The sequence below is a fragment of the Candidatus Woesearchaeota archaeon genome (genome assembly GCA_027858315.1).
Lineage (GTDB): Archaea > Nanobdellota > Nanobdellia > Woesearchaeales > UBA583 > UBA583.
The window spans coordinates 1-22,834 of the sequence record JAQICV010000077.1 but is presented as its reverse complement, the minus strand read 5'-3'; the positions used below and the strand labels follow the sequence as shown (position 1 = coordinate 22,834).

The following is a 22,834-nucleotide window of genomic DNA, read 5'->3' as shown; positions in this document are numbered from 1 at the left end:
ATAAACCTATTCATTGACTATTTAAAGGTTAATATATTCGTTTTTTGCTTAAATAATCCATTTTATTTATTTTTAATGATTCTTTCGGCATTTCAAAGATAATATTAATAATTGTTCCTTTATATTTTAAATTATATTTAGTAAAATCATATAATGTAGGTGGATTTTTGCCTTGTTTGTATATCCCTCCCCCGCCTGAAACTATAAATATAGTTCCTTTAAGTGCTTCAGAAATGACTTGAAGTGATGTTTGAATACCAAACCCTCTAGTATTATCACCAGTAGATGATATTCCTTTAAGTATTTGTTCAAAAGCTTCTATATCATTATTTATACCAAATTTTGCATCAATGTAATTTTGAGGTATTGTCTTCCCATTATCTACTAAAGAAATTGCAAGATACTTTTCTTCATAAATTTGTGCAGTAATAACACATTTAGTAGAATGGGAATGTTCTTTCACATTATCTATTAATTCTGCTAAAGGATTATATATTAAATCTTTATTATATTTTATATCTGCAAAAATAGTTAAACAATCTATTAGTTTGCTAAGTATTTCTTCATTATCAATCTCATTATCATAAAATGAAAATAAGGGCAAATATGTTTTTTTATCAGCTCTTCTTTTGAATTCATCTACATTTATTCCTGTTGGAAATTTAACATATTCTAAATAAGAAAAGACTTCTGTTCTTATTGGTAATATGCAATTTTTTGATTTGACATTATTTAAATATGCAGCTAATGGTGCAATGAAGAATGGAGTCAGAAATGAACTTTGACTTAAATCTATATTATCTTTTTTATTATTTATTTTTTTTAAACAATTAATAGTTTCATCAAAAAGAAGAGTTGTATCCATAATTAATTTGAGTTGTTTCTCTTTATTAAATTTCCCATTTTCTTGTTATTTAATATAATAAGTTATTTATATTTAATTCCTAATTCCTTTAAACTTTTAGAAATTCTATCTTTTTTAATTTTAATTTCTTCAACTAAATCTTTTGTAATTTCTAATCTATCTTTAGGAGTTGTAACTCTTTTTCTATTTTCAATAGTAATTCTCTCACTATCTATTAATCCATGCCAATGTGCTATTGCATTTCTTTTTTGTATTACAAAATCAAAATCATTTCTAAGAAAATTTACAAATTCTTTTATTTCTTTATTTAATTCATTAAATCCTGTACTTTCCTGAAACTTTATAATTTCAAATATATATTGTTTTTTCTTTTCTATTGTTATATCAGATAAGATTGAGTAAGATAATACAATATCTCTATTAGAATCTCTTGCAAAATATTTGGATATGAAAAATTCCATATCTCCTTCTAATGAAACAACTAATGAGATTATTTCACCTTTCCTTTGATTCTGAGTATTAATCTCATTTTGTAATTCTTCTAAATTCATTCTTCTATATTATTTCCTTCTTCACTCAATAATTGAATATTTGTATTATCTAAATCTTTAAGATAATAATTTATTGAAGATTCTTTTAACCTTTCAAATATATTTTTTGAAATTGAAAGTTCTTTATTATTTGTTATATTTGATAACTTGATGATAAAACAAAGTTTTCAAAAACTACAATATGCCACCTCACCACCAAAACCTTTATAGTATCAGGAATCCATAAGATTCAATGAACAAACTAATTATATTCATTATTCTGATAGCCTTACTAACTCTTCTATTCTTCCCAGAACCAGAAACTAATTTCATTGCATATTCTATAACTGCATTATTTTTCATAGTTTTAATCATAATCTTATATAAAATCAAAAAATAATACTTTGATAATCAAAATATTTATAAATCAAAGTAAACATTTTATAGTATGGTATCAAAAGAACAAGAACTTGCTATGCTAATTGAGGCAATTGGAACCCAAGTTAAAAGAAAACTTGCTAATTCTAAAACTCTTTGTGAATTGCCGCTTAGAGACTTACAAGTAATTGACTTTATTGAAAAATCAAAAAAGACAATGGGAGAAATCGCAGAGGAGTTTGATTTAACTCCTGGAACAATTACTCCACTAATAGATAAATTAATTGAAAAAGATTTATTGAAAAGAGAAAGAGATGAGAGTATAGATAGAAGAAAAGTATTTGTATCATTATCTGATCATGGTATTGAAGCATATAAAGATCACAAAAAACAAAAACTAAAAATTGCAAAAATTATGCTCTCAAGTATTGATGAAACAGAGAAGGAAAGAATAGTTTCTAGTATGAGAAAGATTGTAGAGAATTTAACAAAAAATGATTAAAGAAATATTAGAAAAAATTGCAGAATTTCAATACAAATTTCCATTTATACTCTTAGCTATAGTTATTATATCAACAATACTTATAGGTTTAGGTGTTCCAAATCTACAAGTTGAATCTGACTTTGACAAAGAAAATCCAAGGCATTTGCCTGCCTATGTTTTAACAGATAGAATCAGTGATGAATTCGGAGGAGAAAATACAGTAGTATTAGTATTTGAAGTAGATGAGTCTGATGAGAATGAATTACTTGATTTAAGAGATCCTGATTTCGTAACATTTTTACAAGAACTTGAAACTTCTCTAAAAAAAGATTCAAGAGTAATTCAAACTTCTTCATTAGGAACTGCAATGATGTCTCATCCACCTGAATCAAGAGATGATATAGTAAAATTTTTAGACATGGTCCCAGCTCTAAAGGGTTTATTTAGTGAGAATTATAGAATGACTATTTTAACTATTACAACTAATATTGGTGGAGCATATGAAGATGTAGTTCCATTTGAAGAAATGCTTCTTGATAAAATGTCTGCAGTAGGTCAACCAGGTGGAGTGAAATACACTATGACTGGAGGTCCTGCTTTTGGAAAAACAATTAGAGAAACAGTATTCTCAGATACTCTGAAAACATTTTCAATGGCAGCAGTAGGAATATTTTTATTATTATTATTCACAGAAAAATCCTTTGCAAAAGCAATAATAGTATTTACTCCATTGTTATTTGCTCTAGTTTGGGCAGCAGGAATCATTGGACATATTGGATTAAAAATGTCAATAGCATCCGTTGCTCTAGCTTCAATCATTTTAGGACTAGGAGTTGAGTATGGAGTCTTTATGCTTACAAGATACAATGAAGAAAGATTCAAAAATAAAAAAACTCAATTAAAAGCAATTGAGGCTACAGTTTCAAATATTGGAATGGCGCTATTATCTTCAGGAACTACAACATTTGCAGGATTCTTAGCTCTAACTTTTTCATTCACACCAATGATGCAAAAATTAGGTCTAACATTAGCAATAGGAATCTTAGCTTCAATTGTTGCTGCAATAATTGTCACACCTTTAATGATAATACTATATGAAAATATAGAAATTAAGAGTTTGAATAAAAATGCAAAAAAACAAATTGCAAAAAGAGATTTTTACAATCAAACAGGAGGTATGAATTAAAATGAATCTAATTCATGAATACGCAAAAATAATTGTAAATCATCCATTTTTAGTAATTGTATTTGCTCTACTAATTAGTGTAGGATCATTTAGTATATATGATAGATTAATTGTTGACAATCCTAATGTAGATGAAATTTTACCTGATACATTTTCAGTTGTTGATGGAATTCAAAAACTCTCCGATAATCTAGGTGGAGGAGAGTCAACTGCATTTATGATAGTAGTCGAATTAGACCCCGAACTAGGTTCAAATATATATGATATTCGTGACCCCGAGGTTGTAAGATATACAAATATCTTATCAAATCAAGTTGTTGGCATTCAAGATGTAACTGGTAGCGATAGTCTAGGAAATAATATTTACAATTTAAACGATGATAAACCAATTAATAATTTAAAAGATGTAAAAGAATTAATGAATGATAATTCCAATACATTTGATAGAATTGTAAATGATAAATATACTCTAACTATAATTAGGGTTTATGCAAACCAAGGTTTTGAAGTTGGTGAATTGCAAACTCAAGTTCAAAAAATTATTGATAATACTCAAAAACCTCAAGGAATAAAAGTTCAATTAGCAGGTGAAGCAATCGCAGGAAAAATCTCCGAAGATTTAACGGGCCCTGACTCATCTAAGACTACAATGATTTCATTATTTGCAATTATTGCAATATTATTGCTCACATTTAGACATCCAATTTATACTGTTCTTCCATTATTCACAATTATATTTGGAGTGATTTGGGTATTTGGTTTTATTGCTGCAGCAGGAATTAAAATGACAAATTTTAGTTCTGGAGCAATCTCGATGATTATTGGAATTGGAATAGATTTTGGTATCCAAACTATCATGAGGTTCAAGCAAGAACTCGCATCTGCGAAACCGGTTCTTGCAATGCAAAAAACAATGGAAAATGTCCTAAAGCCAATGTTTATTACTACAATTGCTAGTTTTATTGGTTTTTGGTCTATGACTTATGGTGATTTTATCATTTTAGGAGAATTAGGTAAAATTATGGCTTTTGGAGTAATATTTTGTTTCTTAGCAGCAATTACTGTAGTTCCTGCAATTTCAGTATTATATGAATTGCACAAACCAAAAAAGAAGTTAAACTCTCCTTTTAAAATTATAAAAAAACTATTTATGTTAGCAAAAGGAAATGCAAATTTAAAATAAAATGGAAAACAAATTAATTAAAAATTTATTAGTATTAACATTAGTTTTGTTAGGAATCTCCTCAACTACATTTGCAGAAGATTTTTCTTATTCAAAATTAACAGAGACTTTGCTTAATCAAGACCCAGACCCAGCGCAACCTGGAGACTATGTTGAATTAAGATTTAAAATCGAAAAGGAAGGTAATGAAGAATTAAAAGATATTGAGTATGAATTAGTACCGGAATATCCTTTTAGTTTTGATAGTAGCGATAAAGCTATTAAAAATTTAGGTGATTGGGTAGGTAATAGTGATGATAAAGAATACTACATTCTATATTACAAATTAAAAGTTGATGAAGGTGCTTTAGAAGGTGTATATGAGTTAAAAATGTATCAAACATCTTCTAATTTAGTCGTTACAAAAGAAATCGAATTTGACATTAGAGTTGATGAAGATAAATCTCCTAATTTAATTATTGGAAAAGTTGAGACAAGTCCAAATAAATTAATTGCAAACTACGATGAGGGTTTAATTAAACTAGAAATCGTAAATATTGGAGATGAAGCAGCAGAACAAGTAATCTTAGATTTATCTATTCCTGAAGGATTCGAAGAAAGTTTTGGTTATTCAACTAGAGCAAACCTTGGAACTATTGATGCAGGTGCTTCAAAAATTGCAGAGTTTTATTTAGACACTAATGAAGGTTTAGTAAAAGGTAATAAATTAGCTAAATTAAATATTCAATACAAAGAATCTGATGAAAAACAACAAGATGAAATTAAAACTCAAGTTAAAGATTTCAACATTGCAATCTTTGCAAGACCTGAGTACAAAATTTTAGAATTTGTTGCTCCAGAATTAGTACCTGGGAAGAAAGCTGATTTGCATTTAAAAATTCAAAATATTGGTTCAGGAGATAGTGATTCAACATCAATTCAAATATTTAAAGATTCATCTCAACCATTTGATTTTGCAGACAAGTCTGATTTCATTGGAAAAATGAATGTAAATGATGAAGGTGAAGTTATATTTAATATTGAAGTTGATGAAGATGCTCAGGCTAAAGAATACAAATTAAAATTACAAATTAGATCAGTAGTAAATGGAGATGTTTTAACAGAAGATGAGACAATTTCCATTATGGTTAATGATATATCAACAGCAAATCCTGGTGAGAGTTTAACATTGAGAATTGCACTTTACGCTATATTTTTAGTTATAGGTTTAATTGTTGGATATAGATATGGTTTGAAAAAATCTAAAAAATAATTCTTTTTATTGAAAATTTTGAGTAATCAAATACCCATCTTTTCCATCATAAGCAACACCAATACCTGTATACAAATAATCTTCTTTGAGAATATTTTCTTTATGAGGTTCAGATAACATCCATTCATAAATTGTGCCTGAGGAAATATCTTTTGTTGTAATAATTACACCCAAATCATCAACAAATCCTCTAGGAGTATATCCAATATTCTCACCAATTCCAGTATAAATGGTATCTTTAGTCTCAATTGTAATTTTAATCTCTAATCTCTCTGCTCTCTGTGTTGGTCCATCTCCAAATAAATCGGAATGATTAAAATAATCATACTGCGCCATATCAAAACTATGCTCTCTAGCAAGTCTTGAAAGTTGAGCGTCCCATATTAAACGATTAAGTCCTTTATCTTCTCTAATATCATTAATCTCATCAAAAACTAAAAGTTCAATCTCATATGTCGATTTATCATAACCTATATTATCATTCTCTAAATCAAGAACTTTATAGGTTGCAGATTTTGCAAAAAACACTCCACTCTCTTTAATAATTTCAAATTGCTCAGCAATTGTATTCTTATTAATAAAAGTATAAGTTATAGCAAAATAAAATAAAATCATAATTAGAAATATTTGGAAAAGTGATCTTTTTTTAAGTTTTATTCTCTTCATATATATTAGAATATTTCAGAATTTAAAAAGTTTAAGAAAAATAAGAGATTTCTCTACTCGTAGTTATCAAGGATATTTTCAATGTCAATATCATTTATATCTTGTCTTACTAGAGATAATTTTTCATCTTCTGGCAGATCATCAATATAGGTTTCTCTGTCATCATCATTATGATAGTATATTCCAATTCCAATCTTATCATCTTGACTCTCAAGAGCATGAATCATACCCCAAGACTTATTCTTATTATTATAATCAGGTAAATCATCAATATTATAAATTCTATCTTTATACCATTTAAAATTCATTGAAGGATTAAATGATACACAGATTTGCGCAATATCAATAATTGAGAAACCCTTATGAGCAATTGCTCGAGCAATAGTATCGCTCATATGATTAATATCACCACTAAAACTCTTTGCAATAAAAGTAGCACCACCACCAATAGCTAGAGCCATTGGATTAACTGGAGTCTCAATTGAACCATTAGGAGTTGAAGCAGTCTTCTTTCCTTTAGGTGTAGTTGGAGAAGTTTGACCTTTAGTTAAAGCGTAAATCTCATTATTATTAATTAAATAAGTAATGTTAATATTTCTTCTCATAGTATGCATTAAATGACCCATACCAATACCATAACCATCACCATCTCCACCAACAACAATTACATGTAAATCTTTGTTTGCAAGTTTAGCTCCAGTTGCAACTGGAAGTGCTCTTCCATGAATAGTCTCTATCCCATAAGTTTTCAAATAATGAGGGAACTTAGAAGCGCAACCAATTCCTGAAACAATTAGAACATCCTTAGGATTAATACCTAATTTAAGAATTGCATTCTTGACTGCCATAACAATACCATAATTTCCACAACCAGGACACCATTGACTCTCATGCTTAGAATCTAAATCTAAAAGGCTAAATTTAAGATTATCTCCTCCAACAAAATTCACATCTTCAATTTTTATTTCTTCATTCATTTTTTCAATACCTCCTTAATCTTAGTGTAGACTTCTTGAAAATAAAATGGTCTTGCATCATATTTGAAATAAGTCTTCTCGATGTAGAAACCAGTTTTCTCTCTAATAATATCTCTTAATTGTCCAGTGTAATTTGCTTCTAGAATAATTGTATCTTTGCAACTATCAAGCATACTCTTAACTTCTTCATTATCAAAAGGATTGATGTATACAAAATGCATATAGTTTACTTTAAGTCCATCAGAGTTCAAGTACTTAATTGCATCTAATGCTACACCTTTAGTAGATCCCCAACCAACAATAGTTAAATCAGCATCTTCCGGTCCATACATCTTAGGTCTTAACAATTCTTTAGGAATTGCATCATACTTCTTAAACCTCTTCTCCATCATTTTTACATGATTTTCAGAATCTTCACAAGTGTACCCAGTTTCATCATGTTCATAAGATGAACTAGTATATATACCACCAGGTTGACCTGGATTGAATCTAGTTGAGATTCCATCCTCTGTAAATTCATGTCTTTTATTATTAGCTAAAACTTCATCACTTAGATTGATGTATTTTCCTCTATCTACTTTTAATTTAGAAGTATCAAATCTTTTAGCAGTAAAATGAGATGCAGCAAGATGTTTATCTAATAAAACAATAACTGGTGTTTGTAAAATATCTGCTAAATTAAATGCATTAAAACTCTCTTCAAAACATTCTTCAATATCTCCTGGAGCTAAAACAACCATAGGGAACTCTCCTTGTGATGAATTAATTACAAATTTCAAATCTCCTTGGTCAGTATATGTAGGAATTCCAGTTGAAGGACCTCCTCTCATACACTCAAAAACCACAACTGGCGCTTCAGCAATAGCTGCAAAACCAATAGCTTCATTCATTAATGCAAAACCTCCACCTGAAGTAGCAGTCATTGCCCTAACTCCTGCAACACTAGCACCAATTGCCGTATTAATTGCAGCAATTTCATCTTCAGTTTGTTTTGTTGTAATATTGTAATCTAATTCATGAGCAGCCATGTAATGTAAAAATGAAGTAGAAGGTGTCATTGGATATTCTCCAACAAATTTAACTCCAGCTTTAACAGCAGCAACACAAGCAGCATCATTTCCTGACATAAAAACAGTATTTCCTAAAGAATTTTGTGTCTTAGTAATTCTTCCTAAAAATCCAGTATTATTTTGAACACAGAACTCTTTTGCAAAATCGTATCCAACTTGAGCAGCTTTCAGATTTTCTTCAACAACTTCTTGAGATTTTTTTCTAAAATGAGTTGCAAGTGCATCTCTCAGCATATCTCCATCCTCACCCATTAAACCAATAACACAACCAAAAGCAATAGTATTGAAATATCTTTTATCCATTCCATCAAGTAATTTATCAAAATCAACTTTTAGAACTTGATAATCTGCTGATTCAAAAGTAGATTTTGTATCACAGATTAAAACTGCTCCTTTGTTTAATTGTTTCAAATCTTCAGTGATTGTTAAATCATCAAGTGCAACTAAAACATCATGGTTCAAAACTTCAGCATTAATTTCTTCATTCTCTGCTCTAACGCAGCAAGTATTATGTCCTCCTCTGATTAGAGAGGGATAATCAGTAGTATATACAACATTTAATCCTGCTCTTTGAAAATATTTCGAAAGCAAAAGACCAATTGTAAAAACTCCAGACCCTGCAGGACCTCCTATTTTAATAGAGATTTTATTTAGACTCATATATAATTTTTATAATATATACTTATTAACATTTATTCATCTTTTTGGAGTAGAAAATTATTGTTTATTGTCTAGTATTACTCGAAAGATTTAAATAATGTTTTTTTTACAAACTATTATGCATGAACAAACAATAGCACAAAAAATAATTGCTGATGCAAATACTTATGGAAAAGTAAAGTCATTAACAATCGAAGTAGGAGATTTAGGTCATCTTCCCGCAGATGAAATGAAAGAAGTAATGGAGAAATTAACAGATTGGAAAATTGAAGTAATTTCAAAAAAAGCAACTATTAGTTGTAAATGTGGATATACAGGAGAACCAAAAATTCTACAACAATTACATGATAATAATATTTATGAATGTCCTAAATGCGCCCAATCTCTTCCTACAATTTTAGATGGTAAAGATATAACTCTAAAAGAAGTAGAAGTTGATGAAGAGTACGACTCAGAATATGAAGATGAAGCTAAGGAAGAAGAGTAATTCTTTTTTCTAATTCTTTACAAACTAATATAAATAATCTTTTAGAAAAATAAATATGAATAAAAACAAACTTCTTGTAAGTTCTGATCATCATGCAAATTGGGAAGCTTTAGAAAAGCTTTTCGAGTATGCAAAAATTAACAAAATTCCATTCGTAATAAATGGTGATGTGATTGGTGATTATAATTTTGAAGAACTTGCTAAATCATTAGACTTAAAATTTCCTTATGAAATAACTAATGAAAAACCAAATGAACTACTAACCTCTGAGGAAATTCAATCCTATGCAACATATCAGCAAATTGCTCAAGCAGGTGGAAGAATAGATTTACTTCTCAAACAAATACCTTAAGAGCAAAAAGAAGAGGCTAAAGAGCAACTTATTTCAATTGTAAAAATTATTGAATCTAAAGAGTTTCAAAATAAATTAAAAGATACAAATTCTAAAATAGAAAAAGAAGTAAAATACATAATTTCAAATCACAAAATTAAATTAAGAGCGCTCTATAATGTAGTAATAAAAGAACATGCAAAAAACTTGCAGAATTAATAGATAAATACAAAGTAGAAACATATTTTCTAAATGGCAACCATGAACCAATTTATTTTCCTGAACTAATTCAAAAATATTTAGAAAATAAATCACTAATCTCAGATTTAGGAAAAGAAAAAGGAGTATTAGATATTAATGGGATTAAAACTGCCGCAGTAAGTAATGTGAATGCTCTATTGCCATTTCTTTCAGAGATATATTCTGAAGAAGAATTAAATGAAATGTTTTCACATCAAAGAGGAGAAGATAGAAGAATTCTGTTCAAAAATATTTCCAAAGAACTTCAAGAATCAGAAATTAAAGACGATATGGATTGGATAAGAATAATGCCAAATAATACTGATAACTTAGATTTATTTTTAACACATGGACAAATAGGGAAAGGCGCTTGGCGTGATGATAGGCAGGCAAATGAAATGCCTACACTCTATGTTGCAGCAATGCTATCATCTTTAGCAAAAATTACAATTGATGGTCATCTTCACACAACATATGAAATGAAAACTCCTTTTGATACACCACTAATTAGAGCAGTTGGAAATAAAGGTTATCTGATTGAAAAAATCAATAATAAAATTTCATATTCTTTAGTTGAAGTTGAAACAGAATATAATCATAGAAATGGTGAATACTTTAATGACAAAGATCTAAAAGAATTAATCATGAAAGATATTTGGAAAAAAGAATAATGCTGCAAGGTTCGTGTGGAAAAACTTTATATACTCAATTCTTTTTAAATAATATATGTGTTTAGCTCTTCCAGGTAAAATTGAAAAAATTAATGGCGAGAATGCCATAATTGATTATGGTGGGATAAAAAAAGAGGCAAATGTTTCTTTCATAGAATGTAAAATTGGTGATTATGTTCTAGTTCATGTTGGCTTTGCAATTGAAGTAGTAGATAAGAAACAAGCAGAAGGTATGTATAATTTATTATATGATGAAGAATGAATATTTACCTAAAAAAAATAGAAGAAATTGCAAAAGAATTCGATAATAGAACAATAACTATAATGGAAGTTTGTGGAGGCCATACAAATACTATTATGAAATATGGAATAAGAGATATTCTTCCAAAAAATATTCATTTAATCTCTGGGCCAGGATGCCCTGTATGTGTAACATCACAAAAAGATATAGATAATATGATAGCTCTAGCAAATAGTGGAATACCTGTTGCTTCTTATGGAGATATGATGCATGTTCCAGGAACTAAACTCTCGCTTGCAAAAGCAAAATCTCTTGGAGCAGATGTGAAGATGATTTATACTGCAACTGAGATGTTAAAAGATGAAAATAAACATAGAGTTTTTTTTGGAATTGGTTTTGAAACAACAACTCCTATGACTGCTTATCTTTTAGAAAAAGGAATTTGTGTATATTCTGCTCATAAAATTATGCCTCCTCCAATGAGAGAAATAACTACAAAAACAAAGGTTGATGGATTCATAGACCCAGGACATGTTGCATGTATAATTGGTAGTAAGGTATTTGATGAATTAAAAGTTCCTCAAGTAATCTCAGGTTTTAAAAAAGAACAAATCATAAGAGGAATATATAAATTATTAGTTCTAATCAAAGAAGGAAAAAATGAGGTAATAAATGATTATACTGAAGTTGTTAAAGAAGATGGTAATCCTAAAGCAAGAAAGATTATAAGAGATAACATGAAACTTATCGACTCGGAATGGAGAGGTTTGGGGATTTTAAAAAACTCAGGTCTTGAACCAAAAAATGATAAAATCAATGCAAAAATAAAATATGCAAACATATTAAAAAATGTAAAATCATTTTCAAACCCTGCTTGTAGATGTGGTGAAATAATTAAAGGATTATGTGAACCAAAAGACTGTAAATTATTTGGCAAAGTTTGCACTCCTCAAAATCCAATTGGAGCATGCATGGTTTCAGAAACTGAAGGCGCATGCGGGATTGCGTTTAAATATGTAAAATAAAAATGGAAAAAAAGAATATATCTTTAGAACAAGGAAATGGTGGAAGGGAAATGAACGATTTATTGAATTCATTTTTAGGTAATTTATACCGAGGAGATAAATGGGAAAATTTTACTAACGACTCTGCAACATTTGAACTTCCAAATAAAGATACACTTTGTTTTACAACTGATAGTTTTGTAGTAAATCCTATAAAATTTCCCGGAGGAGATATAGGTCATCTAGCAATTTGTGGTACTATAAATGATTTAGCAGTTATGGGCGCTGACCCGGTTGGTCTTTCATTGTCTTTAATCATCGAAGAAGGATTTGATATAGAAACTCTAAATGAAATAATGGGGTCAATAAATAAAATCTCAAAAGAACAACAAATTCCAATTGTAACTGGTGATACAAAAGTTATGGAAAAAGGAGCAATAGATAAAATTGTAATAAATGTTTCAGGTGTAGGTATTACTAAAAAAATAATAGATGAAGAAATTATAACTGGAGATAAAATTATAATCTCTGGAGGTATTGGTGAACATGCTGTAGCATTGTTGTCTCAAAGGTTTGATTTTCAAACACAAATAATCTCTGACTCAAAATCAATATATCTTGAAATGAAAAAAATTAGAAACTTAATTAAATTTGCAAAAGATCCAACTAGAGGAGGTATTGCATCAGTTCTAAATGAAGTATCAAATGAAAAAGGAATCGAGATAGAACTTGAAGACTCAAAAATTCCTATAAAAAAAGAGGTAAGAACTGCATGTAATCTTTTAGGACTTGATCCTCTAGAGTTAGCAAACGAAGGAAGAATTATAACTATTGTAAGTAAGAATAATTCAAATAAGGTTTTGGAGGAATTAAAAAAGTTTAACGAAATGGCGCAAATAATCGGGGAAGTAAAATCTACTTCAAACAAGCAAGGAAAAGTAATTTTAAAAACATCTTTAGGTTCAAGAATTCTTCAAATGCCTTCAGGAAAAATAGTTCCTAGAATTTGTTAATTTTTATTTTTCTCTTTCCATAAAAAGTATGCAATTTGTCCTGCGCTAATTCCTCCATCACCACAAGGAATATCTTTATTTAACAATACTTTATTCTTAATCATAAATGAGGTTATTATTTCATTATATGCAACCCCTCCACTAAAAACTACTGGCAATTTTTCATCATATTTTTTCGCAATCTCAAATAATCCTTTTGCAATATAAATCTGCGCGAAACGAGCAAGTTCTTCTCTTGATATTTTATCAAGATTATTTTTGATGAATTCAAATAGTGGAGTAGTTTTCAAAATAAATAAATTATTTTCTTTTTCAATAATTGGTTCAAAAAATAATTTAATTTTTGAACTAGAATTTGACTCAAGAAGCATAGCGCCTCGACCTTCATAATAGTTCTTATCTGAGAATCCTAAAAGAACAGAAACACAATCTAGGATTCTTCCAACACTTGAAGTTTCAACACAATTAAAATTTTGTTTTTTTTGTTCAAAATAAGTTTTAATTTCTAAACTCTCACCTAATATTTTTTCAATCTCATTAAGTTTCATAAATTTAGCTAAAATCCCAACTAAGATTCTCCTAGGTTCTTTATTTGCTATCTCGCCACCAACCAAACTTTGATATTCTAAATGTCCAATTCTTTTATCATTATGAAATACTTCTCCTCCCCAAGCAGTCCCATCCTCTCCAAGCCCTAAACCATCACAAACAATAGCTAAAAAATCTTTCAAATCATGTTCAAGTGCAACAGAAAAACCATGAGCAATATGGTGCTGAATATTGAATAGTTCAATATTTTTCTCTTTTGAAAATTCTTCTGCAAATTGTGAAGTATTAAAGTTTACATTTGAGTCTCTCAAAATTATTTTTGGGGTGGACTTTGTAAATTCCATTAACTTAAAAATTCTAGATTTGAAGTTTTCAAAATTTTCCAAATTATAAGTATTTCCAATATGTTCTGAGAGAATTAATTTATCATTTTTTTTAATACAAAAAGTATTCTTCAGTTCAGCTCCCACACTTAAAATATCTTCTGAAAAATTTAGATAGTTCTTAGGAATTTCAATCTCATTTGGTGCAAATCCTCTACTTCTCCTTATTATCAGTTTTTCATTTCCAATTACTTTAATAATTGAGTCATCAACACTATTTGAAATATCTCGATTATAATCTAAGACATAATCTGTAAATTGCTCTTCTTTTTTAGTGGTAATTGGGAAAGATGGCAAATTAGATGATGTTAAAACAATAGGAGAATCAAGATGTTCAAATAATAAATAATGAACTCCTGAATAAGGTAGCATAAAACCTAGACTAGATAATTCACTTATCTCTTTTAGAATATTTGAGTCTTTCTTTTCAAGAAGAACAATTGGCCTCTCTTTTGATTGTAAAAGCTCAAGTCCATTTTTACTAATTTTTGCATACCCCTCAATCATTGCAACATTTTTTACCATAAGTGCAAAAGGCTTATGGAATCTTTGAGTTATTTTCTTCAATCTTAAAATTGCTTCATCTTCAATTGAGCAAGCAAGGTGAAATCCTCCTATTCCTTTAATAGCAACAACTTCATTTTTATTAATTAATTTAGCTACTTCTTCTATTGGGCAACTACCTTCAATCTTAATTCCATTTTTGTACAAAGAAAGTTGAGGTCCACAATCAGGACATGCAATTGTTTGTGCATGGAATCTTCTATTTGTAGGGTCTTTAAATTCTTCATTACAAAACTTACAAATATTAAAAAAATCTAGAGTAGTTTTCTTCCTGTCATATGGTGTTGATTTTATTATAGAATATCTCGGTCCACAATTAATACATGAAATGAAAAAATATTTATACCTTTGATTATTCACTTCAAACATTTCTTTAATGCAATCTGAACATAAATTTAAATCAGCAGGAATTGGAGAGTAAGAATTACTAGTTTCACTTTCAAGTATTTTAAAATCTTTAAAATCAGGCAAATTTAAAACTTCTTCAATTTTTATTTTTTCAATTTTTGAAAGCTTTGGAGGTGTTTTCAAAATCCTTAATATTGATTCTTTATTATTACAAATAATTTCAACACCATCTCCAGTGTTTTGAACTGTTCCTTTTATATTGTTTTTTATAGCTTCATTATAAATAAAAGGTCTAAATCCTACACCTTGCACAATCCCAAAAACTCTAATTCTATACAACTTAATATATAATTATTTACAATTTTTATAAAACTTTGTGAGTATCTAGAAAGACCTTGTAATGGATTATAAATGTTTCAATTTATTAAATATTTATTGTTCTAAATTCTAAATTGATTATGATTTTAAGATTTTTATTTATTTTTTATTTTAGAAAAAGTTTATAAAAATGATTGATATATTTTTTCTAATGGAATTTTTTTTATTTTTAGGAATAGGATTTCTTATCGGAATAAAACACGCTTTTGATGCAGATCATATAGTCGCAGTAAATACATTACTTGCAAGTTCGAAAAGTATTTTTAATTCGTTAAAACTTGGAATAATTTGGGGAGTAGGACACACTATAACCTTATTTTTTGTAGGATTTTTAGTTTTAATCTTAAATATTACTCTTCCACAAACTCTAGCATTGTTTTTAGAATTTTGTGTTGGTATTATGTTAATAATTTTAGGACTTGGTTCATTTCATAAAAAATTAGAATTAGGACTAAAATCAATTGATACAAATAAAAAATCTTTAGGAATTGGAATGATTCATGGTCTTGCAGGAAGTGCAGCTTTAATACTTTTAATTTTGACATCCATTCAAAATAATTTAGAAGGTTTAATTTATATCTTGATCTTTGGATTTGGTTCAATGATAGGAATGTTTTGTGTAAGTTTAGTTCTATACTTTCTATTTAATAAAATTTCAAGTAATAATTGGACTCCAAAAATTGCTGGAATTTTAAGTATTTTAGTAGGTATTATTTTAATTTACGAAGTAGGAATTATAGAAGGTTTATTTATATTATAAAATGAGAAAGATATTTGTATTTGGAAATGAATTTTTTGAAGGTGATGAAGTAGCAAAAGAACTAGCAAAAATAATTCAAACAAAGGACTTCGAATTCATTCATGCAGAGTCACCAAATGAGATTTTAAATGCAAGTGAGGAATTGATAATTCTAGATGTTGTAAAGGGTTTAAAAAAAGTAAAGTTAATAGACAAAATAGATGATTTAGTACTTGCAAATTCTCTAACTTGTCATGATTTAGACTTAGGTTTTTATCTTAAATTGATGCAAGAAACTGGTCAAGTAAAACTAGTTAAAATAATAGGTATTCCTTTTGGAAATTCTGATTATAAATATCTAAAAAAAGAAGTTGAGAATATACTTGTGACTATTTAACTCCTATATAATAATTATCAATTAATTTAAAGTAATTATGTGGGAATTTTACTATAATGTACACACAAAATAAAGATGGATATATCCTACCAAAAAAAGACTTAAACAAACTGTTTAAAGTTCTTGAAAAATATGGTGATATCATTGCTCCAAAAAAAGATCAGAACTGGTTAAGGTTTGAAAATGTTAAGGATATAAAAGAAGTTGAATTTGAAGGAATTTTTTGGTATTCTGCTAAAAAATTCGTATTCCCAGCAAAGCAAGTTTTATTCGAATACAATGGCATAAAAATTATGAAGCCAAGAATAAATGAAAAAAGAGTTTTATTTGGATTAAGACTTTGCGACTTAAATTCGTTTTTTGTAAATGATAAACTATTTCTAGAACAAAAACCAGCAAATGAAAATTACAAAAAATTAAGAGAACATATAACTCTTGTAGGATTATGGTGTGACGAAACTCAAGATAAATATTGTTTCTGTGATTCTCTAAATTTAAAAGATTATTATGATGTATGTCTATTTGAAAAGGGAAGTAATTATCATATAAAAACTAATTCTAAAAAAGGTGAAGAAATCCTATCTAAGCTAAAATTAAAAACAGAAGAATATTCAAAAGGTCTTCCTAGATGTGAAAATAGATTAGATTCAACAAATATTTCTGAATTATTTGAGATGAATAATATTTGGAGAAAGGGAAGTGATGATTGTTTAAGTTGTGGTGATTGTACAACACTTTGTCCTACTTGTTTATGTTTTGATGTAGAAGATGAGTCTAATTTAGATCTAAAATCTGGAGTCAGAGTAGCAAAATGGGATTCATGTATGTATAAGGATTTCACAGGAGTTGCAGGTGGACATATTTTCAGAAATGAAAGAGTAGACAGATTCAAACATAGATTTTTTCATAAATTAGATTATTTTCCAAAAAAATTTGGGGAGCTTATGTGTACTGGATGTGGAAGATGTATTAGGGGATGTCCAAATAAAATTGATTGGATTGAATTAGTAAATGAAGCAAATCAAACTAGAGGTGAAAACAAATGAGTCAAATTAAATTTACAAAATTAGAAGGATTTTCGAAAAGCATATTACAATCTGAAAGTGATGTTAAATTTTTCAAATTAGATAAAATTACTAAACAAACTCAGGATGAATATTTATTAAGATTCAATATGCCTATTAAACATAATCCTGGACAATTTATGCAAGTATCTCTACCTGGGATTGGTGAGGCACCAATATCTATATGTTCTTATTCTGAAGAATATTTTGAAATGAGTGTTAAATCGGTAGGTAATGTGTCATCTCATTTATGTTCTTTAAAAAAAGGAGAAATGATAGGTTTAAGAGGTCCATATGGTAATGGATATGATATGGATTCATTTCACGGGAATAATGTAATTATTGTAGGAGGTGGTTGTGGAAGTGCACCAGTTAGAGGAATAATTGAATACATGAAAAAGAAAAGAAAAGATTTTGGTAGTTTAGATATTTTTTTTGGATTTAAAAGAATGGTAGATATGCTTTTCACTTCAGATTATAATAATTGGGATAAGTTTTCAACACTTGATTTAGTAATTTCTGAAAAACATAAGCATCCTAGAGCAAAGCATGGGATTGTAACAGATTTATTGGAATCAGGGGTTACAGATTCAAATGAAAATAAAGTGGTTTTTGTTTGTGGACCACCTCCAATGATTAAAGGAGTTTGCGATCTTCTAACTTCAAAAGGATTTAACAAAGATCAAATTTATATTTCTGAAGAAAGGCATATGAAATGTGGTGTTGGAAGATGTGGACATTGTATGATTGAGGATAAATACTGTTGTACTGATGGACCAGTCTTTAGGTATGATGAGATTGAGGGGTATAAAGGATAATGGCACTTAGGAAACCTAAAGTAGGAATTTATGGAATAACTGGATGTATGGGTTGTCAATTGCATATTCTATATCAATCCGATTTGATGGCAATGCTTGATACTGTAAACCTAGCATCATTTCCAGTAGGAGCTGAAATTAATGATGAACTTGGTGAAGATTTTGATATTATTTTTTTAGAAGGAGTAGTTGTATGTGAAAAAGATTTAGAAGATTTAAAAAAATTAAGAATCAGAACAAAAAAATTAATTGCAATAGGTTCATGCGCAACAGATGGATGTGTTCCAGCAATTAAAAATTTTATAAACAATAAAAATATTGAACTTTCAGTTTATCAAAAAGAAGAATTAGAACAAATGAAATCTTTAAACCCAATGCCTATTGATGAGTTTGTTAAAGTTGATGGATACATTAGAGGTTGTCCTATGGATAAAGCCGAATTTTTACAATTCATGAAAGCAACTCTTTTAGGAAGAGATTTCAAGGTCTATGAAAAACCTGTTTGCTATGAATGTAATCTAAGAGAAGTAGGATGTCTTCTGGAGAAAGGGATTGAGTGTATGGGTCCAGTAACTTTTGGAAACTGCTCAGTGATGTGTCCTGAAATGAATTATCCTTGTATTGGATGTCGTGGTCCATATACTGATACAAATTTTGAGGCATACTTCAAATTATTAGAATCAAAAGGTCTAAAGCGAGAAGTTATATTTTCTCATTTAAATAGATTTGCAGGAGTTAAATTTCAAAAACTTTTAGAGAACAAGGAAGAAATAGTAAATGCTCCAATTCACGATATGTTTTGTAGAGTACCTACCTATAATCTTGAAAAGAAAGGTAATAGTTTTGTAAAAAAGGAGGATGATAAATAATGACACAAGAAAAAACACAAACAAGAAAAATAACTTTAAATCATATAACTAAAGTAGAAGGTCATGCTGAAGTTGATGTATCAATAAAAGATGGAAAAGTAGAACACGCACATGTTCATTCAATTGAAGGAGCTAGATATTTTGAAGGTTTAATCAGAGGAAGAAAATTTGATGAGATTACAATGATTACTTCAAGAATTTGTGGAATCTGTTCATGTGGACACACAATTGCATCTATTAAAGCAATTGAAAATGCCTTTGGAATCAAAGCTACAACTCAAACAGATTTGTTAAGAGAATTAATAACAATTGGAGAGAGAATAAGGTCTCATACATCACATATTTATTTTTTTTCCCTTCCTGATTATCTTGGTTATTCATCCGCAATTGATATGGCAAAAAAATACAATCAAGAAATTAAAGATTGTTTAGAAATTGTAAGGGTTGGTAATGAATTAGTAAAACTAATTGGTGGTAGAGATATGCATCCATTTGTTCCGGTTCCAGGTGGATTTACAAATGTTCATCCTCAAGAAAAATTTGATGAACTTCTAAAAAATTTAAAAGATGTTTTACCTTTAACAAAGAAAACAATTGAATTATTTGCATCACTAAAAGTTCCAGATTATAATCGAGATGATACTGTATTTATTAGTTTGGATAATCATAAAACATTCCCACTTCATACTGGAGAAATAATTTCTAATACAGGTTTAAAATTCAAACCAGAAAATTATAAAGATTTTTTAAATGAATATTTTCACAATAATTCGACTGCAAAATTTGCATCAATTCAAGGGAAAGAATTTGCAACTGGGGCACTTGCAAGAATGAATAATTCCTTTGATAAATTATCAAAATCAACAAAGGCTATAATCAAAAAATTAAAAATCAACTTCCCTTCAAGTAATTTATTTGATCAAAACTTAGCGCAAGCACTTGAAATACTTCATTGGGTAGAGAGAGCAATTGAAATAATTGAAAATAATAAATTCAAATATGAAACTCCTATAGTTCCAAAATTAGGAGATAAAGAATTTTATCATGGTATCTCTGCAATAGAAGTTCCAAGAGGAATTTTATTTCATGATTACACATTTAACAAAGAAGGAATACTTACAACTGCAAATATAATAACTCCAACAGTTCAGAACTTAGCAGACATGGAAATAAATGTAAAAGGTTATTTAAATCAAATACTTGAAAAAGAACCTGAAAAAGATAAAGATGATTTAAAATTAGAAATCGAAAAACTAGTAAGAGCATTTGACCCTTGTTTTAGTTGTTCAACTCACTTTCTAAAAGTCAACTGGGATGAAGAATAATTTGAGCATTTGACACTTTGTGTAAGCATAGTCTCACAAAGGCTTAGAAATTTGCTTCCAAATTTCTTGACTTGTTTTAGTTGTTCAACTCACTTTCTAAAAGTCAACTGGGATGAAGAATAAATATAATTCTTTCTGTGATTTTTCTATCTATTACATCACTTCAGAATTAATTTTATGAAGGGTTATACATATATACTCTTTATGAAAAAAGAAAATAAAATTAATTTATTAAGATTACAAAACTTTCCAATCTCTTTTTTTGCAATAATTGTAGGGATGACAGGTTTCACTTTATTACTAATGAAAATAGAAGAATTATTTGAATTAAATTCTATATTTAGTACATATTCATTGTATTTCACAAATTTCATTTTTGTAATTATCACATTATTTTATTTAATTAAATTAATTAAATATAGGAAAGATGTAGTTAACGAATTTCACCATCCAGTTAAAATGAATTTTTTCCCACTCATTGCAAAATCGTTTATTATTTTAAGTATAATTTATTTAACAATTGATTTAACAATTTCAAAGTATTTATGGGTGATTGGAGCTATTTTTCAATTTGGATTCACAATTACAATATTATCATTTTGGATCAACAAAGATAAATTTAAAATCAAGCATATGTCTCCAGCATGGTTTGTACCTATAGTTGGAAATATATTATTACCTATTGCAGGAATTGTACATTTTAATGAATATATCTCATGGTTCTTTTTTAGTATAGGTTTAGTATTCTGGTTAATTCTATTCGTAATTTTTATTAATAGAATAATCTTTCATGAACCACTTGAATCAAAATTAGTACCAACATTTTTTATAGCTTTTGCGCCACCTGCAATTGGATTTATAGCTTATATTAAATTAGTGGGAGAATTTGATGCATTTGCAAAAATCCTATACTTCTTAGCATTATTCTTATTCATTTTAATAATTGCACAATACAAAATGTTTTCAAAGATAGATTTTTATTTATCTTGGTGGGTATATTCTTTTCCACTTGCAGCAATAACAATTGCAACAATATTATTTTATCATTTATCTGGAGAAATATTTTTCAAATATTTGGCGGCAATTATGTTCTTTTTATTTGTAGTAATTTTAGTATTATTATTAGTAAGAACTATATATGCAATTTCAAAGAAAAGAATATGCATTGAAGAATAATTTTTTTATTTTTTAATTAACACAACTATTTTCACAAACATCCTTTTCATGAAAAGGAATTTGTGCATCACATCCATTAATATTTTTTTCTACACATTCATTATTCAAAGAATCATATTCAAATCCAAAATAATTAACTTTGCAAGTTCCAAGTCCTTCCATTTTCAAATTACAAGGATTATTTTTTTCATTTAAAGAATTATTAATAACTGTAAATATCAATCCTAAAATGACTAGAAATCCTAATATAATTATAATATTTTTACCATCCATATTAGTTAAGAATTATATATTATTATAAATCTGTTGTCTTATTATTTAAGGATTAATTAAAATGAGAAATTTTTTTATTAATTTAGAATTCATCTAAATTATTAAGTTATAAAAAATAACAATAATTGAATACTTTAAAGTAAGTCCACAAAAACTTACAATAATAACTCTTCTTAGTCTAAGTTTCATAATTCCAGAAATTAAAACTACAATTGGTGAAGATAAAGGCATTAAATTAAAAAAAAAAATAGCATAATATCCATATTTAATCATCCAATTTCTATATCGATTATATCTTTCTTTTTTAATCATTACTGCAATATTTTCTGCAGCAAGATATCCTAAAGCATAATCACTAATCTGAGCTATGATTGCAGTAGATATTGTAACAATTAAAATTGATGTATGATTATTATTTTGAGTTAAATAATAAATAAAAAAGCCTTCAGCAGGAAGGAGTAAAAAAAATAGATAAGATAAAAAATTAACTATGGAAAAAGTCAACAAATTAGTTTCATCTCCTGAAACTAGATTGTTCATTAAAGCAAGACTTAATAGAATTACTGTAAATGTTGACAAAATAAGTTTCAATTTCAACAATCTTTTCTTCATTACTTAGTTATAACATTTAATATTTATAAATGTTTTTAATATAAGGCTTCATCCGATTGAGTATATACAACAACAAATTTTCTATTTTTATCTAAAAATTT

Annotated in this window: 26 protein-coding genes; 17 read left to right on the top strand and 9 right to left on the bottom strand. The window is 28.1% G+C overall.

The genetic code is table 11. The features are described from left to right. Window positions 1–28: 28 nt before the first annotated feature. The 3 genes from PF569_07350 to PF569_07340 form a co-directional block, all read right to left on the bottom strand. Complete coding sequence (locus PF569_07350; protein ID MDA3856052.1) at window positions 29–865, bottom strand: ATP-binding protein; 837 nt, start codon at window positions 863–865, stop codon at window positions 29–31. Window positions 866–927: 62 nt separating this feature from the next. Then, entirely contained in the window at window positions 928–1,416 is a 489-nt protein-coding gene (locus PF569_07345; protein MDA3856051.1) for a hypothetical protein, read from the bottom strand. Window positions 1,417–1,620: 204 nt separating this feature from the next. After that, entirely contained in the window at window positions 1,621–1,770 is a 150-nt protein-coding gene (locus PF569_07340; GenBank protein ID MDA3856050.1) for a hypothetical protein, read from the bottom strand. 73 nt (window positions 1,771–1,843) lie between these two features. On the opposite strand from PF569_07340, the gene PF569_07335 reads away from it, so the two are divergent. From PF569_07335 to PF569_07320, 4 genes are read left to right on the top strand one after another with little or no spacing between them, the layout of a single operon-like run. Next, entirely contained in the window at window positions 1,844–2,275 is a 432-nt protein-coding gene (locus PF569_07335; protein MDA3856049.1) for a MarR family transcriptional regulator, read from the top strand. Next, window positions 2,268–3,443 carry an MMPL family transporter gene (locus PF569_07330; GenBank protein MDA3856048.1) on the top strand — a complete coding sequence of 392 codons (1,176 nt, stop codon included), beginning with the start codon at window positions 2,268–2,270 and terminating at the stop codon, window positions 3,441–3,443. The genes PF569_07335 and PF569_07330 overlap by 8 nt, the downstream gene beginning before the upstream one ends. Before the next feature lies 1 nt (window position 3,444). Next, a complete protein-coding gene (locus PF569_07325) occupies window positions 3,445–4,626 on the top strand; it encodes an MMPL family transporter (protein ID MDA3856047.1) in 1,182 nt (393 codons plus the stop codon). Between the two features lies 1 nt (window position 4,627). Next, window positions 4,628–5,878 (top strand): hypothetical protein, encoded by a 1,251-nt coding sequence (locus PF569_07320; protein ID MDA3856046.1) that lies wholly within the window; start codon window positions 4,628–4,630, stop codon window positions 5,876–5,878. A gap of 6 nt (window positions 5,879–5,884) precedes the next feature. On the opposite strand, the gene PF569_07315 is transcribed toward PF569_07320, so the two are convergent. Genes PF569_07315 through PF569_07305 form a run of 3 tightly spaced genes read right to left on the bottom strand, consistent with a single transcriptional unit; the run spans window position 5,885 to window position 9,251 of the window. Continuing rightward, on the bottom strand, window positions 5,885–6,544 hold the full coding sequence (locus tag PF569_07315) for a CAP domain-containing protein (protein MDA3856045.1): 660 nt from the start codon (window positions 6,542–6,544) through the stop codon (window positions 5,885–5,887). A 53-nt stretch (window positions 6,545–6,597) separates the two neighbouring features. Beyond that, window positions 6,598–7,521 carry a thiamine pyrophosphate-dependent enzyme gene (locus PF569_07310; GenBank protein ID MDA3856044.1) on the bottom strand — a complete coding sequence of 308 codons (924 nt, stop codon included), beginning with the start codon at window positions 7,519–7,521 and terminating at the stop codon, window positions 6,598–6,600. Then, the gene (locus PF569_07305) at window positions 7,518–9,251 is read right to left on the bottom strand and encodes a 2-oxoacid:acceptor oxidoreductase subunit alpha (protein ID MDA3856043.1); all 1,734 of its coding nucleotides are present in this window, start codon (window positions 9,249–9,251) and stop codon (window positions 7,518–7,520) included. Before PF569_07305 ends, PF569_07310 begins: the two co-directional genes overlap by 4 nt. Before the next feature lie 118 nt (window positions 9,252–9,369). Between PF569_07305 and PF569_07300 the strand changes: the two genes are divergently transcribed. From PF569_07300 to hypE, 6 genes are all read left to right on the top strand, one after another. Next, window positions 9,370–9,738, top strand: coding sequence for a hydrogenase/urease maturation nickel metallochaperone HypA (locus PF569_07300; GenBank protein ID MDA3856042.1), 369 nt, complete (start codon window positions 9,370–9,372; stop codon window positions 9,736–9,738). 55 nt (window positions 9,739–9,793) lie between these two features. Then, a complete protein-coding gene (locus PF569_07295) occupies window positions 9,794–10,090 on the top strand; it encodes a metallophosphoesterase family protein (GenBank protein MDA3856041.1) in 297 nt (98 codons plus the stop codon). A gap of 365 nt (window positions 10,091–10,455) precedes the next feature. Further along, a complete protein-coding gene (locus PF569_07290; protein ID MDA3856040.1) occupies window positions 10,456–10,980 on the top strand; it encodes a hypothetical protein in 525 nt (174 codons plus the stop codon). Window positions 10,981–11,035: 55 nt separating this feature from the next. After that, the gene (locus PF569_07285) at window positions 11,036–11,242 is read left to right on the top strand and encodes a HypC/HybG/HupF family hydrogenase formation chaperone (protein ID MDA3856039.1); all 207 of its coding nucleotides are present in this window, start codon (window positions 11,036–11,038) and stop codon (window positions 11,240–11,242) included. Next, the gene (gene hypD / locus PF569_07280; protein ID MDA3856038.1) at window positions 11,239–12,246 is read left to right on the top strand and encodes a hydrogenase formation protein HypD; all 1,008 of its coding nucleotides are present in this window, start codon (window positions 11,239–11,241) and stop codon (window positions 12,244–12,246) included. Before PF569_07285 ends, hypD begins: the two co-directional genes overlap by 4 nt. A gap of 2 nt (window positions 12,247–12,248) precedes the next feature. Continuing rightward, on the top strand, window positions 12,249–13,238 hold the full coding sequence (gene hypE, locus PF569_07275; protein ID MDA3856037.1) for a hydrogenase expression/formation protein HypE: 990 nt from the start codon (window positions 12,249–12,251) through the stop codon (window positions 13,236–13,238). On the opposite strand, the gene hypF is transcribed toward hypE, so the two are convergent. Continuing rightward, window positions 13,235–15,421 carry a carbamoyltransferase HypF gene (gene hypF, locus PF569_07270; GenBank protein MDA3856036.1) on the bottom strand — a complete coding sequence of 729 codons (2,187 nt, stop codon included), beginning with the start codon at window positions 15,419–15,421 and terminating at the stop codon, window positions 13,235–13,237. The genes hypE and hypF overlap by 4 nt on opposite strands. Window positions 15,422–15,611: 190 nt before the next feature. Between hypF and PF569_07265 the strand changes: the two genes are divergently transcribed. The 7 genes from PF569_07265 (at window position 15,612) to PF569_07235 (ending at window position 21,848) form a co-directional block, all read left to right on the top strand. Next, window positions 15,612–16,220 (top strand): urease accessory protein UreH, encoded by a 609-nt coding sequence (locus tag PF569_07265; protein MDA3856035.1) that lies wholly within the window; start codon window positions 15,612–15,614, stop codon window positions 16,218–16,220. Window position 16,221: 1 nt separating this feature from the next. Next, window positions 16,222–16,596 (top strand): hypothetical protein, encoded by a 375-nt coding sequence (locus PF569_07260; protein MDA3856034.1) that lies wholly within the window; start codon window positions 16,222–16,224, stop codon window positions 16,594–16,596. A gap of 56 nt (window positions 16,597–16,652) precedes the next feature. Then, complete coding sequence (locus tag PF569_07255; GenBank protein MDA3856033.1) at window positions 16,653–17,642, top strand: 4Fe-4S dicluster domain-containing protein; 990 nt, start codon at window positions 16,653–16,655, stop codon at window positions 17,640–17,642. Further along, entirely contained in the window at window positions 17,639–18,478 is an 840-nt protein-coding gene (locus PF569_07250) for an FAD/NAD(P)-binding protein (GenBank protein MDA3856032.1), read from the top strand. The genes PF569_07255 and PF569_07250 overlap by 4 nt, the downstream gene beginning before the upstream one ends. After that, the gene (locus PF569_07245) at window positions 18,478–19,347 is read left to right on the top strand and encodes a hypothetical protein (protein ID MDA3856031.1); all 870 of its coding nucleotides are present in this window, start codon (window positions 18,478–18,480) and stop codon (window positions 19,345–19,347) included. The genes PF569_07250 and PF569_07245 overlap by 1 nt, the downstream gene beginning before the upstream one ends. Further along, window positions 19,347–20,672, top strand: a complete 1,326-nt coding sequence (locus tag PF569_07240) for a Ni/Fe hydrogenase subunit alpha (GenBank protein MDA3856030.1) — start codon at window positions 19,347–19,349, stop codon at window positions 20,670–20,672. Before PF569_07245 ends, PF569_07240 begins: the two co-directional genes overlap by 1 nt. Window positions 20,673–20,876: 204 nt before the next feature. Beyond that, window positions 20,877–21,848, top strand: coding sequence for an SLAC1 anion channel family protein (locus PF569_07235; GenBank protein ID MDA3856029.1), 972 nt, complete (start codon window positions 20,877–20,879; stop codon window positions 21,846–21,848). A 12-nt stretch (window positions 21,849–21,860) separates the two neighbouring features. On the opposite strand, the gene PF569_07230 is transcribed toward PF569_07235, so the two are convergent. Both PF569_07230 and PF569_07225 read right to left on the bottom strand, forming a co-directional pair. Then, on the bottom strand, window positions 21,861–22,121 hold the full coding sequence (locus PF569_07230; GenBank protein ID MDA3856028.1) for a hypothetical protein: 261 nt from the start codon (window positions 22,119–22,121) through the stop codon (window positions 21,861–21,863). A 93-nt stretch (window positions 22,122–22,214) separates the two neighbouring features. After that, window positions 22,215–22,733, bottom strand: a complete 519-nt coding sequence (locus PF569_07225; GenBank protein ID MDA3856027.1) for a VTT domain-containing protein — start codon at window positions 22,731–22,733, stop codon at window positions 22,215–22,217. Window positions 22,734–22,834: the final 101 nt, after the last annotated feature.

Coding starts and splice junctions, on each gene's coding strand:
- PF569_07325 (MDA3856047.1), top strand. CDS start 3,445: ATGAATCTAATTCATGAATACGCAAAAATAATTGTAAATCATCCATTT.
- PF569_07240 (MDA3856030.1), top strand. CDS start 19,347: ATGACACAAGAAAAAACACAAACAAGAAAAATAACTTTAAATCATATA.
- PF569_07235 (MDA3856029.1), top strand. CDS start 20,877: ATGAAAAAAGAAAATAAAATTAATTTATTAAGATTACAAAACTTTCCA.
- PF569_07265 (MDA3856035.1), top strand. CDS start 15,612: ATGGAATTTTTTTTATTTTTAGGAATAGGATTTCTTATCGGAATAAAA.
- PF569_07350 (MDA3856052.1), bottom strand. CDS start 865: ATGGATACAACTCTTCTTTTTGATGAAACTATTAATTGTTTAAAAAAA.
- PF569_07315 (MDA3856045.1), bottom strand. CDS start 6,544: ATGAAGAGAATAAAACTTAAAAAAAGATCACTTTTCCAAATATTTCTA.
- hypD (MDA3856038.1), top strand. CDS start 11,239: ATGAATATTTACCTAAAAAAAATAGAAGAAATTGCAAAAGAATTCGAT.
- PF569_07335 (MDA3856049.1), top strand. CDS start 1,844: ATGGTATCAAAAGAACAAGAACTTGCTATGCTAATTGAGGCAATTGGA.
- PF569_07285 (MDA3856039.1), top strand. CDS start 11,036: ATGTGTTTAGCTCTTCCAGGTAAAATTGAAAAAATTAATGGCGAGAAT.
- PF569_07255 (MDA3856033.1), top strand. CDS start 16,653: ATGTACACACAAAATAAAGATGGATATATCCTACCAAAAAAAGACTTA.
- PF569_07300 (MDA3856042.1), top strand. CDS start 9,370: ATGCATGAACAAACAATAGCACAAAAAATAATTGCTGATGCAAATACT.
- PF569_07295 (MDA3856041.1), top strand. CDS start 9,794: ATGAATAAAAACAAACTTCTTGTAAGTTCTGATCATCATGCAAATTGG.
- PF569_07245 (MDA3856031.1), top strand. CDS start 18,478: ATGGCACTTAGGAAACCTAAAGTAGGAATTTATGGAATAACTGGATGT.
- PF569_07310 (MDA3856044.1), bottom strand. CDS start 7,521: ATGAATGAAGAAATAAAAATTGAAGATGTGAATTTTGTTGGAGGAGAT.
- PF569_07330 (MDA3856048.1), top strand. CDS start 2,268: ATGATTAAAGAAATATTAGAAAAAATTGCAGAATTTCAATACAAATTT.
- PF569_07345 (MDA3856051.1), bottom strand. CDS start 1,416: ATGAATTTAGAAGAATTACAAAATGAGATTAATACTCAGAATCAAAGG.
- PF569_07225 (MDA3856027.1), bottom strand. CDS start 22,733: ATGAAGAAAAGATTGTTGAAATTGAAACTTATTTTGTCAACATTTACA.
- PF569_07320 (MDA3856046.1), top strand. CDS start 4,628: ATGGAAAACAAATTAATTAAAAATTTATTAGTATTAACATTAGTTTTG.
- PF569_07260 (MDA3856034.1), top strand. CDS start 16,222: ATGAGAAAGATATTTGTATTTGGAAATGAATTTTTTGAAGGTGATGAA.
- PF569_07250 (MDA3856032.1), top strand. CDS start 17,639: ATGAGTCAAATTAAATTTACAAAATTAGAAGGATTTTCGAAAAGCATA.
- hypE (MDA3856037.1), top strand. CDS start 12,249: ATGGAAAAAAAGAATATATCTTTAGAACAAGGAAATGGTGGAAGGGAA.
- PF569_07340 (MDA3856050.1), bottom strand. CDS start 1,770: ATGATTAAAACTATGAAAAATAATGCAGTTATAGAATATGCAATGAAA.
- PF569_07305 (MDA3856043.1), bottom strand. CDS start 9,251: ATGAGTCTAAATAAAATCTCTATTAAAATAGGAGGTCCTGCAGGGTCT.
- PF569_07230 (MDA3856028.1), bottom strand. CDS start 22,121: ATGGATGGTAAAAATATTATAATTATATTAGGATTTCTAGTCATTTTA.